Source organism: Deinococcus sp. JMULE3 (genome assembly GCF_013337115.1).
Taxonomy (GTDB): Bacteria; Deinococcota; Deinococci; order Deinococcales; family Deinococcaceae; genus Deinococcus.
The window spans coordinates 210,887-227,816 of sequence record NZ_SGWE01000005.1; the positions used below are offsets into that span (position 1 = coordinate 210,887).

The 16,930-nt window shown below is 68.3% G+C and carries 8 protein-coding genes and 1 pseudogene; 3 read left to right on the forward strand and 6 right to left on the reverse strand.

The features are described from left to right. The first annotated feature begins 534 nt into the window (after positions 1-534). Positions 535-1,950 carry a replication initiator protein A gene (locus EXW95_RS19815; protein ID WP_174369225.1) on the forward strand — a complete coding sequence of 472 codons (1,416 nt, stop codon included), beginning with the start codon at positions 535-537 and terminating at the stop codon, positions 1,948-1,950. Positions 1,951-2,093: 143 nt separating this feature from the next. Here the strand turns inward: EXW95_RS19815 and EXW95_RS19820 are convergent, their stop codons facing one another. The 3 genes from EXW95_RS19820 to EXW95_RS19830 all read right to left on the reverse strand — a co-directional run bounded on the left by EXW95_RS19820 (position 2,094) and on the right by EXW95_RS19830 (position 8,337). Continuing rightward, on the reverse strand, positions 2,094-2,915 hold the full coding sequence (locus EXW95_RS19820) for a hypothetical protein (RefSeq protein WP_174369226.1): 822 nt from the start codon (positions 2,913-2,915) through the stop codon (positions 2,094-2,096). A gap of 1,038 nt (positions 2,916-3,953) precedes the next feature. Further along, positions 3,954-5,558 (reverse strand): DUF2357 domain-containing protein, encoded by a 1,605-nt coding sequence (locus tag EXW95_RS19825; protein WP_174369227.1) that lies wholly within the window; start codon positions 5,556-5,558, stop codon positions 3,954-3,956. A 31-nt stretch (positions 5,559-5,589) separates the two neighbouring features. Continuing rightward, positions 5,590-8,337 carry an McrB family protein gene (locus EXW95_RS19830; protein ID WP_174369228.1) on the reverse strand — a complete coding sequence of 916 codons (2,748 nt, stop codon included), beginning with the start codon at positions 8,335-8,337 and terminating at the stop codon, positions 5,590-5,592. 829 nt (positions 8,338-9,166) lie between these two features. Between EXW95_RS19830 and EXW95_RS19835 the strand changes: the two are divergent. Continuing rightward, positions 9,167-9,400, forward strand: a pseudogene (locus EXW95_RS19835) (transposase family protein); the annotation flags it as partial. Positions 9,401-9,631: 231 nt separating this feature from the next. On the opposite strand, the gene EXW95_RS19840 reads toward EXW95_RS19835, so the two are convergent. Both EXW95_RS19840 and EXW95_RS19845 read right to left on the reverse strand, forming a co-directional pair. Further along, on the reverse strand, positions 9,632-10,162 hold the full coding sequence (locus EXW95_RS19840) for a hypothetical protein (RefSeq protein ID WP_174369230.1): 531 nt from the start codon (positions 10,160-10,162) through the stop codon (positions 9,632-9,634). A 19-nt stretch (positions 10,163-10,181) separates the two neighbouring features. Continuing rightward, positions 10,182-13,829, reverse strand: coding sequence for a DUF4157 domain-containing protein (locus EXW95_RS19845; RefSeq protein ID WP_217449542.1), 3,648 nt, complete (start codon positions 13,827-13,829; stop codon positions 10,182-10,184). 519 nt (positions 13,830-14,348) lie between these two features. Between EXW95_RS19845 and EXW95_RS19850 the strand changes: the two genes are divergently transcribed. After that, entirely contained in the window at positions 14,349-15,707 is a 1,359-nt protein-coding gene (locus tag EXW95_RS19850) for a hypothetical protein (RefSeq protein ID WP_174369231.1), read from the forward strand. Between the two features lie 67 nt (positions 15,708-15,774). Here EXW95_RS19850 and EXW95_RS19855 read toward each other — a convergent pair whose 3' ends face one another. Then, positions 15,775-16,926: a hypothetical protein gene (locus tag EXW95_RS19855; protein ID WP_174369232.1), complete on the reverse strand. Its 1,152-nt coding sequence runs from the start codon at positions 16,924-16,926 to the stop codon at positions 15,775-15,777. Positions 16,927-16,930: the final 4 nt, after the last annotated feature.

The following is a 16,930-nucleotide window of genomic DNA, read 5'->3' on the forward strand; positions in this document are numbered from 1 at the left end:
GGGCGCAAATCGCCTGAGTAGTCCGATAGTTTGAGCCCTCAATCGCCTGAGTAGTCCGATAGTTTTGCCCCCCAATCGCCTGAGTTGTCCGATAGTGCGGCCGAGATATCGCCTGAGTAGTCCGATACTTCTGCCCCCCCAATCGCCTGAGTTGTCCGATACCTCCTGTTCGCGTATCGCCTGAGTTGTCCGATATGTAGAGACTCTGATCGCCTGAGTAGTCCGATAGTTTTGTCCCCCAATCGCCTGAGTAGTCCGATACCGTTCAAGCTGAGCAACCTGCAGTGAAGCCAGAGCCTGCAGGACGGTGAAAAGCATGCCGCGACCCACTCAATCGCCTGAGTCGTCCGATACCCCTGCGAGAACCAATCGCCTGAGTAGTCCGATAGGGCCTGAACGGCACCCGGACCGGGCAATCGCCTGAGTAGTCCGATACTCACCGGCCGTCACCGGCGTTCAATCTGGGGCGTTCAATCTGGATCACGGCGCGCCGGGTCAGCGGGTATCATGACCATTTAGAAGACAGGAGGATGGGTGGCACGCAAAGCGACAACGGCAGACGGCAAACGCCAGAACGCGGCGAAGGTCAGTCCCAGGCCAACTTCGGACCTGATCCGCTTCGAGGAAGCCAACGTGGCCCGCCTTGGCCTGATCAGTGTCCAGGAACGCATCCCAGAGTCGTTCGTCAGCTGGACGGTCGACTTTCATGTGGATGGACGCCCCGCCCGGCTCACCTGCGACGCCGTCGCGAAGTACGGCGGCGTCCCTCACGGTCTGGACGGCGACGTGGCCACCGCCATCATCGACCTGTACGCCGAGGCGGGAAGCCCCGACGACGGGACCGTGCGCACCACCGCGTACCAGATCCTGCGGCGCGCCGGGCTCGACACGTCCGGGCGGTACTACCAGAGTCTGCTTCAGACCCTCTTTCGCCTGCGCACCACCACCTACACCGCTTCGGAAGCCTGGCGGGACCACGGCCGGGGCCACTGGACCACCGCGACGTTCAACTACCTGTCGGAACTCGAATTCACCAGTGACGACGAGGCGACCGAACTCTCCAGCGGCAGCGTCCTGAAGATCCGCCTCGCGGAACCGATTGTCCGCTCCATCCGCGCGCGGTACACCAAGCCACTGGACCTGGATTTCCTGACGAGTCTCGAACGGCCCCAGACACGTGCGGTCTACCGCCTGCTCGACGCGCGCCGGTACGATCCGGTCACGCCCGGCACGCTGCAACCGACCCTCAGTGTCAACATCATCGAGTGGGCCGAAGCCTGCAAGATCGTCGACCGGCGGAGCAACAAGATCCGCGCGACGCTGCAGGGCGCGCATGAGGAACTCATGCTGCGCGGCTACCTCGAAGACGTCACCTACGAAGGGCGGGGCCGCGCCCAGACGATCATCTACCGGTTCGTCGCGCTGGACACGCAGCCGGCCTCGCCGCTGATCGAGGCGCTGCGAACCTACCGCGTGTCGCTGCCCGTCGCGCAGAAACTCCTGACCGATTTTGGAGAGGCCCACGTGAGCGCCCGACTGCAGAAGTTCGAGGCGCTCATCGCCAGCGGCTACAAAGCCCGGAACCGCTCGGCGCTGCTCGTGGACGTCGTCCGTGACGATCAGGGCAAGTACACCGACGTGCCGCAGGTCGCGCCGCAGCGCCAGGCGCCTGCCCCGGCGTCATACATGCCGACGCTGGACGAAGTGGCCAGCGAAGACGGCAACCTCGAGGAGCGCGTCGAGGCCACGATGAAAACCGTGCAGTTCCTCCTGCGCGAGCGGATGTCCGTCAGCGAGTACGCGCTGCTGCGCCTCGCGCTGATCCTGGGCCGCCTGGATCACGCCCGCGTCACGCGGGAAGCGACGCGGGCCAAGCGGGAAGGGCAACTTGACGACTTCGTGACCGGGCTGCTCGACGCACTCCAGCACGTCCAGCTCGAAGCGAGCTGAGAGGCGGCCGAGACGGTCCAGTCGGCGCTCTGATGGCGCCGTGGTCAACCCGACTGGTCTCCGGTCGCACCTCGCGAAGATCTGGCCAGCACCCGTCAACGGGGATCATGGGCCGCGCTATGGACGCGTGATGCTCCTGCGTATCACCGCGTGGGGGAGGACGTCCGGTTGATCTCTCCAGCCCGGTCGGTCACGTCCACCTGGAGGTCCACCGGTGCGCCCGGCGTGAACGTGAGAACGGCCTGGACGTCCGGGTACCGCTCCTGATCCTGCACCCGGTACCGGCCCTGTGCGAGCTTGTCGACCCGGATGGCGGCCCGCTCGATCTCCCGGCGTTCGAGCAGGGGTTCCTCGGCATATACGAAGGTCGGCTGCGCGTCGAGCCGCGCGAGGTACGCGTCGTCTCCCACGAAGTACTCCAGAGCGAGCGCGGCGCGGAACGCGGCGGCCGTCCATCCCGTCTGGGCGCACAGGCGGCCCGGCTGCGGCTGGCCACAGGGTCGGATGGCCCGCTGGATCTCACTCAGGCTCAGGTCCCCGCTGATCAGCAGGGCGTACAGCATCTGCCGGGCGAAGCCGTCCGCCGTCTGCCGCACGTACGGACGCATGCCGTCGAGACCGGTGCCACTCGCGCCGAATTTACCGGTTTCGGGATGCTGCATCGTCAGGCGAACCGCGGGGCCGTTGGAGGTGACGGTCAGCTCGGCCGGGACGTCCCGTGCCCGCAGGGTCGCGCTCAGGTCGGTATCAGGGTTGCCGGTGGACACGGCGCTGAACCCGGCCGCTTCGAGTCGCGCGACCACCTGACGGAAGTGGTCCGTGAGATTGGGACTGTCGTCGACATAGCAGGTGGCGTAGCGGTAGTCGCTGCTGCCGCCCTGGCAGGGTGTCCAGTACAGGTCCGGTACGTCGAGCAGGGCAGATTGGACCGTCTGGAAGGTCACGTCGGGGGCCGCGTCAGACATGGGTCGGCAGGCCGTGAGGAGGCAGAGCAGCACGAGGGGAAGTCGCATGGCACCGTCCAGGGGAAACGAGGGGTCTGGGCATCACGAGGCCCGGGGCGTAGCGGAAGAGCGGGCAGCCAGGTACAGCGCGTCGGCTGTCGGGTGCGCGGCGCACCACGGATCGAGCAGGCGGCCAGGATTGGTGAGTCGGTCGCGGTTCTCGGACACGGCCGTTAGGAGAAGGGAGAGGTGCGGTCGGGCGAATCGCGCCTCGACGCGCGTGTCCATCGCCTTGATAACCGGCATGCTGGAGGGACGGACGGCCATGGTCCAGGTGCTCCTGTGTGAGGCGACCCGTGATGAACTGGCTGAGGGCGCTCAGGCGCCCCTGGAGGATCACGGCGGTCTGCGCGCGCTGCCCCTGTCGCCGCAGGTGCGGCGTCGCCTGTGCCAGCAGGAGGTCGTCCGCCACGGTGGACTCTACGGTCTGCCAGGGAGACAGGAGTGACGAGTTGGTCATGGCCCGCTTGAGGGTACCCTGGCCGGGCGCCGGGTCCAGCCTCGAGCGCACGGTTCTGAGCAGCGACATGGTCGTGTAGACACCAGGTCGTCCGTTCTGGTCCTGCGTGCCGTTCCGCGCGGGGGCATTGCGGACGGGACCTGGGCCCTGCAGGTCTGCCAGCGCCTGGAGCAGGGTGGGGAGGCCGTGACCTGCACCGACGTCCAGCGACGCCGTCGTTTCACGGGTGTCGTTGCAGAGGCGCCGCCAGGTGGCGCCCGCGTCGCTGCCGCTCTGAGCGTCGTTGCGGTTGAATTCGCCTCTTGGCCCGGCGCTGCCGTTCCGTCCGGACGTGCGGGCGGAGTGACCGGTCATGGTGGTCAGCCGGTCCACGTCACGGGTCACGACGGCGGCAGCCTGCAACATCGTGAACTCACTGCGGTGCGGGGAATCTGTGGGCGGGTGTGCCCCTTCGCCGTTCAGCGTCCTGACCGGCGTGCCGGCGCGCGGCAGCCGGAACCGATGACACCGCCGCAGTGATCGGGGGACTCGGCCAGGCGTCATGGGACGGGGGCGTCCGAGTCGTGTCCGGTCACGGCCTGTGAAGGCGGCAGGGCGAGGTGAGTCGCGAACAGGTGGCGCAGCCGTGCGTTCAGGCTGTCGGTCGCGCCGGGCCGCGCGGAAATGGCGTGGATGTTCGGCCCGTACGCGTGGTCCTGACCGGGGTAGAGGATCGCCGCCAGGGTCACGCCCCGTCGACCGGCCGGGTCCCTGATGGCGTCCCGGTACGAGTGCATCTTGTCGATGTCGGTCTTGTTCGGGTTGCCTGAGGGGGGCGTCCCGGACGACTCAGGAGGGGCGTCGTCGCTGCCGAGTTTGTATTTCGGATCGAGGATCCACAGTTCATCCGGACGTCCCGGGCCGCGGAGTTCGATGACCAGGTCTGGCCGCTGTGAGAAGCTGACGGACTGCCATCCGGCGCCGCTTTGCCGGAAGGTCCGCTCACTGGCCAGGGTGACGGTGCAGCCGGTGCGGGGATGCTCAAAGGTCAGGATTGGCTGGCCGTCCGGGAGGACGCGCAGCAGCAGCGTGCCGGGATGGGGGACGGCGATGCGCTCGTTCCGGAGGGTGAATCCCGCTTCGGTGCAGGTGTCGGTGAGGGCGCGGATCACGTGCAGTGCGCCCCAGGTCTGGTAGAGGCTGGGCGTGTTGCCGAGGGGTTCGAGCAGGCGGTCGTCGTCGAGGGTGACGCGCAGGGACCGTTGGAGTTCCAGCAGGATCTCCAGCGCGGCGCGGTACTCGGGCCTACGCAGGAGCACCATGGTGAGCCGCCTGGGCGCGCCACTCAGATCCCGGACGTCCCGGAGAAACGAGGCGGCGCGGAGGGCCGAATTCAGCGTGACGTGGAGGTCATGCACCGGTGGGCCGAGACGGGGGTCGCGGGCGGCGAGCTGTGCCAGAGTGCGGAGCCGGTGGAGGACGAGGTGGGCGCAGGCCCGGACGACGCGGTTCTCGTACACGTCAACGGTCGGCTGGACACGTTCGTCAGGAAATCGCGGCGCATGCCCGCCGGTGTGAGCCGAGGACCGGCTGAGTGCCTGGACGAGTGCCGCGGGGCGGGGCCGTTTCAGGAGTTCACGCCGGACCATCACGCCGGAGGACTGCAGGATCTCGTGCGGTGAGCGGGCGATCACGGGGAGGAGCGCGGCGAGTCCCGGCCGGTCGGGCGTGCCGTGGACGGCCCGTCTCAGGCGAGCCAGTTCCTCCTGCAGGGTGGCGGGCTTGAGCTCGGAGAGCTGGATACCGGCGAGGCCGCCGGCGCGTTTGAGGCTGATGGCCACGTCCGCCGGGAGGTGCACATGCAGGTCATCGAGCATCGCGTCGAATCCGCCCGGCGGAAGTTTCCGGGCGTGCACCGTCACGGTGGCGGTGTGCCGGCTCCCCTCGACCGTGACGTGGAGGCGGTAGTGGCCTGGGCCAGACCGGGGCCAATCGACGGTGGTGCGGACCTGGCCGTTCAGGCGCCTGAGCGTGACCGGGCAGGGGAGACCGTTGCGGGTGACGGTCATGGCCTCCCATGAGCCGGGCGCGTCCAGCGTGAGGTACGCCGCGTCCCACTCCGCCGGGCCGGAGGCGGGGAGACCGGCGGTGGTGAACCATCTCAAGGCGAGCGCCCCGTTGCGCTCGCCTGTGGCGTCAGTGGAAGCTGATGAAACCATGTCGTGTGCCCTCGTCGCGCATCCGGCCGGCCTTGGCGTGGCTGAGCGGCAGCGTTCCCTCCACCAGGGTCAGGAACTCGCTCAGCGTGCCGAGCAGCCTCGCGTCCGTCCCCCGGAGTTTCGGCAGGACCTTCTGCAGCACGGCGTCGTCCAGGGCGTCCAGCGGGTCCAGGCCCAGCTGCCGCGCCGCCGCCTGGTACTCCGTGAGCTCGTCCACGATCCGGAACGCGAACGGCGCGACCGGGTGGATGACGTCCCAGATGGACAGGATCAGGTCCGCCTGAGCATTGCCGGTCAGGTGGGTGGCCAGGTCGTCCCGGTTGACGCTGAGTTCGATCAGCTGCGCGCGGTCGTAGACCTTGTCGGCGAAGTCATAGGTGGTTTCATCCACGTTCACCGTGCCGGTCACAGTCACGTTCGGTCCGAGGACGACGGTCAGATCGGGTCCGAGCGTCAGCGTGGTTTCCCGGTCCGGATGACGGGCGCGGAACTCCATCCGGGAGAGGAACTGCGCGAAGTAGTACTCGACGCGCGCGAGATTCATCTCGTCGAGGATGAGGTGGTACGGGCGGGGCGGGCGGCCGCCCGCGCGGGCGGCGCGGTATTCTTCGGCGGCTTCAAGCAGGAACCGGCTGAACGCGGTGTGGTGGTAGTGGCCGCCGTCGAGCGGGCTGTAGAACCCGAGCAGGTCCTCGTTGCTCGTCCAGTTCGGCGCGACCGGGAACACGCCGACCCTCGCGCCGGACGCCTCGGCGTACGCCTCGGCCAGCCACGTCTTCCCGGTGCCGCTGACGCCGGAGAGGATAACGAACCCGCGGGTCTGCAGGGCGAGGTGGTAGCGGCGCAGCGTTCTCCGATCGATTTTCAGGCCGGTCTGCTCGATGCCCGCCTGAATCTCACCGAACGACCTCGGCTCAAACGGGGCGTCATGACTCGGCTGGGCGGCGTCTGAGCCGTCCCGGGTCCGCGTGACGCGGTCGAAGAGGGCCGGGCTGACCTCGAACAGGTACCCGAGCTGGACGGTCCCGTTCTTATCGAATGGGCCGTGCTGAGCCGTGCGCCATTCGGGCTCGAGACTGCTGATCGGCACCGGTTGAGGCAGTGGTCGGTAGTCGGTGGTCGCGAGGTACCCGAAGCGCTTCGAAGGAATGCTGGCGGATTGACGTTCGTCGTTCACTTCGACAGGTGGGGCGCTCACGGTGCTGACCGCGCGGATGGTCTGACCGGCGTAATGCAGGATCCGGTCACCGGGTTTCAGGCGGGCGACGTTCTCGTGATGCTGGACGGTTCGGTTCGTTTCCTGGCTGGCCCATACGTACCCACCAGCGCATTCTTCGTCGTAGGTCCGGCCTTGATTCACCCACCAGTGCCCGGTGCGGGAGGCGCGGGTGTACAGGAACCAGTCCAGTTCCGGGAAGGTGTCCGCGCCGACCCGCTCGAGCAGGGCCGCGGCTGAATCCTGCATCGCTGCCGGTGTGGACACGTCATACCCGAGGGCCTTCAGCGCGTCGCGGGATGGGCGGTTGTTCAGCGCCACGGCGTCCGGATGGACGAGCATGGTCATCCCCGTCGCGCTGTTCGGGCCGAAGCCGGGCACAGCCTCGATCTGCTGGACTTTCTCGAGAGGGGAGAGCGCGTCGTTGCCGAGGATGTGGAGTGCCTGACGGACGAGACGCTGCTTCTCGTCGTCGCTGAGGTTGAGCTGCGCGCCGTAAACCGTGGTGGCGCTGCCCCAGCAGTAGTTTCCCCAGAGCGACAGTCGTTCTTCCCGGAGCGCGTCGGTCAACTCGGCGGCGCGGTCCGCACCGAGGACATCCGAGTACACCGTTCCCCTGACACTGACGCCGTCCAGGGTGGCATCCGACTCGAACTGCCAGACGTCCCGGTTGAACTCGGTGAGCGTTACCGCGTCCGCATCCCGCAGGCGCGCGCTGACCTGCGCGGCCCGGGTCAGGCGGACTTCGCACCGGAACGCCTGAACTGGATCGGCGCGGAACGCCTCGTATTCGGCGCGGAGCGGGTCTGCCGGCTGCACGTCGGCGCTGCGGGGACCGCCGGGGTATTGACTGCTGATCAGGTACAGGGCGCCCTGCAGATCGAGCATGTCGCGCAGTGGCACGCCCGCCGCCTGGAAAGCGGGCAGCAGCGTGGCGCATCGACGCACGTAGTCGTGGAGGAGGTGACCCGTGGACTGGCGGTCGAGGGGCTGGCCGCCGTACAGCCACTCCACAGCCTGACCCCCGAAGGTCGGGCGGTAAAAAGGGTGGTGTTCCGGCTGAGCGAGGAACAGGAAGTAACTCGCGATGCTGGCCCGGGTACCTTGCCCGGAAATGGGCTTCCGGTCTGCATCCGGCAGCGTGTCTGCCAGAGGTGTCAGGGTGGTCCAGAACGCATTGACGTCGTCCGGATTCACCGGATCACGCCGCAGGGTGGCCAGGGCATCCCTGAACGCCGCGTGGCCACGGTTCACGAGGGCGTTCAGGCCGCCGGCCGTGCGCCAGCTCAGCATGTTCAGGTTGTTGCCGGGTTGCACGTTGACTTTGGTGGGACCCGCGCCGCTCAGGGTGGCATGCAGACGTTCCTCGCTGTCGCGCGCGCCGCTGAGCTTGTAAGCCCGCTCGTTCTGTTCCAGATTCTGCTCCTGAGTGTTCAGCCAGACGGCGGTGGCGGCGAGACGTCCGGCATGCAGGATCGGACCATTCGAGCTGTTGGCGTGCGGCGACAATGAACCTGTCCGTCCATGCCGTTGCTGCCAAGCGCCGTACGTCTCCTCGCGGCCGTCTGAGAGCGTGCGGACCCACCCGGAAGACGCTGGCGTCGAGGAATGCAGAATAACGACAGTCGCGTCGGTCGCGATGGAGAAGAGCGTGTCTTCCGCAAATTCAAGCGTGCCTGTAACGGCGGCTGCCACCAGCTGGCCCTGAGCAAGCAGTTGGTCTTTCAGTGCCTGCTGCTTAGGGCGGAGGGTGCTGGCGGACGCAGCGCGCGCCTGGCTGCCTTTCAAGACCAGAAAGCCTCCCTTCACGGGCTGCCCGGTGGCCTGTATGCCCTGCGCGCGGAGGTAAAACAAAGCGGGCGTGGAAGAGGACGGTGTCATGATTGCATTAGAAAGGAATGCACCGTCAACCAGTGACGCACGTGCTGGAGCAGCGGGCAGCAGACGATAGCCGTGGGACTGCAACGGGACAAGTGGCGCAGAAGACCTCGTCATCTGCCAGACGACTGATGAGGCGGGTACCCCTGTAAGGCCCCGCTTGACCACGCTCAGCCGTACAGCGCCCGCCCCCGTCCGTGGGCGTCGGCGATGTGGGCCCGCAGTTCGGGGGGGCTGAGGCTTTTACAACGCCGAAAGACCGCATTCCTCACTGGGCTACCGAACCCCTGACGATTTTGCTCAGCAGGCCAGGGGGCGGCCTGCCGCCCCCCTTTGCGGACAGGGCACCGCAAATGTGGACGTCAGACCGTCCCCTGGGTAAGCAGAAAGAGCCCATGTTGTACCCTGCTCTTGAGCCGAGTCTCTACTCGAAACTGTCCAAACTTTGGGGCCAGCCCAACATGGCCACTCGATCACACCGCACAAGGTGTCGCGGACCAGACCGCTGACTCCCGAAGAGCGTCAGGAGAACCGGGCGCTGGCGTCAACCCGCCTGCGGGTTGAGCACGTCATTCGCCGCTTGAAGATCTTTCGTGTGCTGAAGGACGTGTACCGGCACCGACGGCGGCGCTTTTCCTTGCGGGTCAATCTCATTGCGGCCGTGTGCAATCGCTCCATTGCTGGCACGGCGTGACTTTCGCAGGAGGTCTAATCTCAAGCCCCGCACGATCAGCACCTGTGCTTCACGCAGCAGCGCCCGGTACGCTTCCCAAAGATCTGCGCCTGCACACGCCCCTTGGCGCCTTCGAGAACGTAGAATACGAGGCTTTTTGGCCGCTGCAACGCGCGGGACTGGAGTTGAATAGCTTGTTTTAGCTAGTCCAAGTCTCGCATTCCGGCGTTCGATGCTGTCCTGCGGGCCTTCTCACACCGGCTCAAGCTGGTAATCAAGCAGGTCTGCCTCGTCGGTGGGGGCGAGAAATTTCTCAATGGCGACCAGTTTGGCTCGGCTGAAGGAGAATTCCTCACCGTCAAAGTGCTCTATGCCCCCATCGGGATCAGAGTGATAGACGGAGAAGATGCGGTACCGACCCGCAAAGTTCTTGTACAAAAACACCTCGGCGTACGAGTCCGAACCGAGGTCGTTCGACCCGGTGTACGCCGCGTAGACCGCCTCGTCGCCTGCCAGGTACTGCTCAATCTTGAAGAGCGGGCGCTCGGTGGTAGCTGCCAGATACTCCTTGGCCTCTTCCAGCCAGCCGGCCGAAACCTTCCTCGGTCGCGTGATTGACGGTACCGCCTCAAAGGCGAAGAACTCGCGGACGAACGCCGCGACAGCCGCCTCGTACTTCGCGCTGTCGAGTTCACGGTAGGCCAGTTCCCAGCAGGCGAACTCCTTGTCCAGAAACTTCTGGATAAACCGGGTGGCGTCCTGTTCTACGGTGCGCTTGTCCATGTCCTATTCTCCCCAGTTCTCAGGTTCTGAGCCACTGATCCGCTCCGGTGCTTAGGGGGCGCATGTTCTTCCTCACGCCACCAGTGTCCTGGCCGCCGGCCCGGTAGACCACGTCCTCAACGGCTTTGAGGAGCGGTTTAAAGCGGGCAATGCGATTGGCGAGGCTGCGCTCAGTCTTGATGAGGGTCGCCCCCGTCAGCCCGTACAGGCCTTTGATCTGATCGATGATCTTGACGATCACGGCCTCCTCGGACACCTGACCCCAGTCCACGTCGACCTGCAGATCGAAGAGCACGATCTTGTTCGCCTTCACCCACTCGACGATCTGCTTCTCCCGCTCTCCCATGACGATCTTGTTGAAGTGGTCGCTAGTGGTGACCAAGTTGAGGCTCCTTCTGTACCCGCTGCCGCCGAACCAGTTAGCAAGCACGTGCGCGCTGTTATGGTCGTAGTTTTTCAGTTTGTTGCTCGGATCACCTGTTCTGCCTCGGCCCAGCGATGTCAGGGCGAGGTTGAAGCCTTTGGTGCTGGTGGTGTGCCCGCTTCTGGCCACGCTCGTCTGGAAGCCCTTGCCGGTCTTGGTGGTGTAGGAAATGATGATCTTCTGACCATCGGTGGACAGCTTGAGGTTCTGCGGTTCGAATTCGCCGTGTTCTTTGGCCTTGCTCTCCTTGAAGGCCTTGAGCCACGCTTCGAGGCCGTCACCGATATCAGGCAGCTGGTGCCGTTTCAGGAAGCCCTGAATCTGCGAGACCAGGGTTCTGGACGACTGGGTGATCCGCAGACTGACCTGCGAGTCGGCGTCCACCGGCTGCTTCAGCAACTTCCGGAGGTGCTTGTCGGCGGTGCCGATTGCCCTCAGTTCCCCGAACTGCGTGTCGAGCAGGCGGTAGCCGTCTGAATCGGCCGGCAGGGTCTTCTGGAGGCCCTTGATCACTCTGCCGTGTCGGCCCACCTTGTACGAGAGGGTGTCCCGCTTGGACGCCATGTCGAGCACCGGAGTGGCCGCCTGTTTCACGAACAGGGTGTGCCCCGCGAAGGAGAGGGTCAACTCGACAGGCGTTCGGGCGCCGGCCGAGGTCTTTGAGTCCGCCTTCTTGGTGTCGGCTGCACCAGGGCGTTTGCCGGTCAGCTTCTCGATCAGGCCCTTGACCTTGGCCACGATCTTGTCCACCACCCGGTCGAGCCGGCCGCGCACCTTCTGAATGACCGCCTTGACCTTGGTCCCGAAGTTGCCCAGGCCCGCGACTTTCCCGAGCCAGGTCAGCGCAATCGGAATCATGCCGCCCAGCGTGCGGTCAATGGCCCCCACTGCGCCGCTGATGTTCCCGGCCGCGATCGCCGCCACGCTGCTCAGGCCGCTGGTGATCACCTGCCCGATCTGCGCGGCCTGCTGCACCACCACCTGCACAGTCTGGAACGCCCCGATGATGGCGCTGATCAAGCCGCCACCCGGGACCAGCATGGTCACGACCTTCTGAATCCCGGCCAGCACCAGACTGTTCGTGACTTCCGTCTTGATGCCGTCCTGCACGGCCTTACCGGTAGAGCCCTGTTCGGTTTTCATCTCCTGCGCCTTGTCCAGGCCGCCCTTCAGGCTTTGCAGCACCTCAACGGTGCGCTCAGCGGCACTGACCTTCTGGGCACCGCCCGCCCCGAGCGCCTTGACCAACTTGCCGCGCATTGCCTGGTAGGTGAGGCCCATCACGCTCAGGGCGGTCAGGAACACGCCCTGCAGGTCGAACTTCGCGGGAAAGCTGATGCCGGTACTCCCGGTGAGCCACTGACCCACGCCGCGCTGCAGGTGCTTGGGGGCGTTCGTGGAGAACTGCTTGAATCCGCCCTTGACCGCCTCGACTAGGTTGCGGGCGAAGCGGGCGGGGTCCTTGAGAATCTGCACCACGCTGCCTTTGGCGCCGCGCAGGCCCGCCATGATCGTCTTACCCAGCGGCCCCAGTCCGGCTGAGAGGGCCGTCATGGCGATCCCGGCGATGTGGTCCGCGCAGCCCAGAATCAGAGACTTCACGCCGCTGATGCGGGAGGTCACCGCGCTCTTGGCTTTGCCGAGGTCAGCCGCCTGGATGGCGCCGGCCACCTCGCCCAGCACGCCGCTGAGGTTCAGCTTGCCCAACTGTCCCTGGAACCACTGCCAGGCCTTGTCAACCACCCTGGTTTCCCGCAGGGCGCGCAGGATGTCCTTGAGGGGGCCGGGCACCCAGTTCGTCAGGGCGGTCAGGATGCTGTCGGCGCTTCCGCTGATGGTCTGGCCGGTCACGAGATCGCGACCGAAGGCCAGGCAGAGTTCGCGGTAGCCGGGAAGGCGGCTCAGGCCACTGGCGATCAGGTCCTTGCCCTTGTTGACGATGGCGGCTGCTCCGTTCTGAACGGCGGTGACCGGGTTGAGGCTGCTCAGGTCAAAGCGCTGCACGGCGAGGTGACCAGTGGAGCGCTGCCAGCCTCCTGGTTGCAGGTCGAGCAGTGGCTTGAGGCTCAGTTGCCGCGCCGCTCCGGCCTGCACGCGCCCCAGGGCTGCCTGCTGGCTGTACACGCCCGGCGCGTGCGGTCCGCTGCGGTGCGCGACTGGGGGCATGAGGCTCTTCGGGCTGGGCATGACCTGCGCGAGCTTCGCCCCCATGGCGCGGGCTTCACTTTCCAGACCAGCGTCGGGGTCGATGCCGCTCCCCACGCGCCCCTGACTCTGCTGCACGGTATGCGTGACCTCGTGCGCCAGGAGTTCGAGTCCGGACTGCGTGTTCGGGTTGAAGTGCCCCGCGCGGAAGAAGATGTCCGCGCCCGTCGTGAAGGCGATCGCGTTCACGCCCTTCGCCAGTGTGTCCGCTTCAGCGTCGGCGTGAATCCGCACGCGGCTGAGGTCATGGTTCAGCCCCTGTTCCAATTGCCGCCGGATGGCTTCCGGGAGGGGGGAACCCCCTCCCCTTCTCGCCTGGATCCGGGCCAGCAGGGGTTGCGTGGCTTCCGTGTCGAGTTCTGCCAGTTGACGCTGCAGACTCTGTGCCGTCTCGAAGTGCAGGGCCGCCGTCTCCTGGGCCTGAAGACGCTGCAGGGCCTCGTCGGTGGCCCTTTGGAGGGAGAGCCGTTCGGTAGGTGGGACCAGTCCCAGCACCACGCGGGCGACTGGGGCACTGAGCGCGTGGCGCTGCAGGGTGGCGAGCTGCTCCCCGTAGCTGGCATAGCGGGCACTCGGGTCGCCCCGGTCGACCCGGAAGCCCTGTGCGAGTTGCTGCGTCACCTGCCGTTGCAGCGTCTGGAACGCCCCGAACGTCCGCGCGTCGAGCCGCTGCCCCTCGAGCTCCCCGGCCCGGTGCCGCAGCACCGTCACCCACTCGTCCCGAGTCGCAGGCTTCGCCGGGACGGAATGGACGGCCGGGGCAGGCGGCCGTTCAGATCCTGTGGGCAGGACCTCTAGCTGCGCCTGAATCTCCTGACGTTCCCGCTGAACCCGCTGGCCCTCCTGACGGTCGAGTGTGGCGGCCCTGAGCGGTGCCTGCACCGCCTGCCGCTGCGCCGCGACCGGGCGCGCCGTGTGCTGGGTCAGCGCCTGACGGGCCTCTGAGTGCTGCTCCGCCGGGGACAAGGTAGGGATGGGCGGCAGCTTCGCGACCGTCTGGGCACGTTTACGGGTGGTGGGGCGGTGGACGAACGTCATGGCGGGCCTCCCGGACTCGCAGTCTACGGCCAAGTCGACGCCCGGTCAGCTCAAAGTGACCAGACCCGCTGGGCGCGTCACCGGCCTGAACCGCCACCGCCGTGACGCGCTGCCCGGCAGGCCCGTCCGTGCCCGCTGACGGCCCGCTGCGCTGAGCCAGTTGGCGTAGGCCACCAGCCCGTTCCGCTTCCCGCTGTGACCGTCCACACGGAAGAGCCGCGCCCCCGGGGTGCGTGGTGATCCCCGCGCCGCACTGGGCTGATGCCGGTGGATCCCGTTCGACGATCTCGATTCCTCCACCTGGCGCCGTCGCGGCTGCCGGGCACCCTTCGGCGCGCCGTGAACGGTGGCGGGCCGCCTGGAGGACCCATGCGTGTCCTGGTTCTGTTGATGTGCCTGCTGGGCGCGGCGCGCGCCGAGCAGGGAAGCGGGGGGACCGGCCCGGTGCCGGCGCCCACTGCGCTGCCCGTGGCCACCACGGGCGTCTGACCCACCTCGGGCGTCTGGCATAGTGCGGACGTGTCGGCGCCCGCCTATGTCGAGATTCATCACCTCAATGCCCAGGGTCGGTTCGCGGAGGCCCTGGCGCGCCTGGACGAGCTGGACGACGGGGGCGTGCACCTGTGGCTGCGCGGCTGGGCCCTGCATCACCTGGGCCGCGTCCCCGAGGCGCACGCGGCCCTCGCGCGGGCCGAGCCGCTGCTTTCGGGCGCGAACCTGGGGCGGATGCTGATGGACCGCGCGGCGCTGTACGGGCACGAGCGGCAGTTCGCGCGGGCGTATGACCTGCATGTGCGCGCCTGGCAGCACGGGCGGGGCGACGCGACGCATCAGGCGCTGGTGACGTACAACATCGGCTGGCAGCACCTCAGCCGCCTGCATCTCGCCCCGGCCCGGGCGCGCCTGTTCGAAGCCATGGAGGGCGCCGAGCGCCTGACCGGCGTGGACGCGGGCGAGCGGGTCCTGACGCGGACGGGCCTGAGCACCCTGGAGCGGCTCAGCGGTCAGGTGGGGGCCGCGCTGGACCGCGCGGCGTGGGCGCTCGACGGCCCGCCGGACAATCGGCACGCGCGCCTGCCACACCGGGCGCTGTCCCTGGCCCACCGGCACCTGGGTGACCTCGCGGCCGCGCGCTCGGCGCAGGAGCAGGCGGTCGCGCGGTCAGCGCCGGGCGTGGACCGCGGCAGTCAGGCGCTGCTGTTGAGCCTGATCGACCGGCTGCAGGGACGGGCAGTGGATCTCCCGGCCCTGCGCATCCAGGCGATGCCGCTCGACCAGGTGCGCGCGGACCTGCACCTCGCGGACGACGCGCGCCGCGCCGGTCGGTCGGCGGAGGCGCTGACACGCCTGCGGGCGGTGCTGGCGCTCGATGAGCCGTTTGTGGTGCGGGACGAGGCGCCCAGCCTGCCCCAGCTGTACGCGCTGGGGCGGGAGGCGGGGCTGACCCTGCCGTCGGCGGAGCCGCTCGCGCAGCCGCGGCGGGCGGCCCTGCGGGCGCTCGGCGCGCCGGAACTGCTCGTGGACGGCGCGCCGGTGCCCGTCTCGGGCGGGCGGTCGTTTGCGCTACTGACGTACCTGGCCCTCTACGGGGGCGCGCCGATGGATACGCTCGCCCCGGACGTCCTGCCGGGCGTCCCTCCGGGCCAGTGGCGGTCGCGGCTGCGAGCGGCGGTGGCCGGGATCACCCGCTGGTTGGGGGATCCAGAAGCCGTGACCGTGCAGGAGCGGCAGGTGCAGCTCAGTCCGCGCTGGCAGGTGACAGTGGACGTCGCCGAGGTGCTGGCCGGGCACGGTCAGGCCCGGGGGGCATTCCTGCCGGGCCTGTACAGCGAGTGGACGGGCCGCGTGCAGGACCTGCTCGACCGGCAGGGGCACTGAAAGCGCGGGCGATCCATGGCACCAGGTGTGCTGTGACGGCTGAGCGGACGGGCCAACGGGCGCGGTCTCAGCCGGGTGGTCGGTGTCCCGGCGCGATGCGTTCCTCGCCGTCGTGCAGGCGCGCGCGGCGGTCCTCGGCCCACCAGCCGGGCACGTGCGGGAGCCAGGGGCGTGCGCTGCGGGCGTCCGGGGCGAGCGCGTCGGCCTGCCAGTCGAGGGCCGGGTCGAGGAACAGCAGGCCGCGGCGGGACGTGACGGCGCCCGGGTGGCGCAGCAGGTGCCGGACGCTGCTGAGGTGATGCCGGACCTGCGCGTACAGCGCGTCGCGCTCCCCTCCGCCGAGTACGGCGTCGGCGGCGCGTTCCCAGTGGGCCGGGCCGGTGTGGATCAGGAAGGTCAGCAGCGCCAGGGCCCGGCCGTCTCCGGGCACCGGCGTGAACGTCGCTCCGCGCTGCAGGCCCTGGCGGGTCAGGGTGAGGACCTGCACGGCGCGGCCGCCTTCGGCTGACGGGAGGGTCACGCTGGCCTGCGCCGCGGCGCGCGGGGTCAGGGCCGCTTCTTCACGCGCGAAGGGCTGGGTTGCCGCGAGGCGCAGCCAGCCCTCGGCTTCGGGCTGTGCGCCGTGCGCGAGGGCGTGCTCGGCGAGGTGCCAGGCGAGGCGCGCCTGGAGGGGGCCATCCAGGCGGCCGGCGAGGTGCGCGGCGCGCGCGTGCGTGCCGGCCGGGTCGATCGCGAACCAGGTGAGGGTCTCGGCGACCTCGCCGCTCACGGTGCGGGTGTCTTCCTGCGCGGCGTGCGCGGCACTGAGCGCGCCCCACGGTTCACCGCTCAGGCGCAGGGTTGCGGCGCGGGCAAGGTGCGCGTGGACGGGCCAGTCCGCGGCGCGGACGCGCAGGGCCGCGTCGGCCAGGGCGAGGGCGGCCGCGTGGTCGCCGCTGACGCGCGCCGTGACGCTGGCGGTCAGGAGGGCCGGGGCACGCAGGGGCCGCGCGAGGCGGTGCGTGCGCGTCAGGTGCAGGGCCTCGTCCGCGCAGATGCGCGCCTGGGGCGTCTCGCCGCGGGACAGGTGCGCGCGGCTGAGGGTCAGCAGGGCGCCCGCGCGGCCCAGCGCGGCGCCCTGGCGGCTCGCGGCGTGCAGGGCCGCGAAGACCCCGCCCGGCAGTGGGCCCGTGGCCGGGAGGCCGTCCAGGCCGGGGAGCGGCGTGAGGTCGAGGATCACGCGT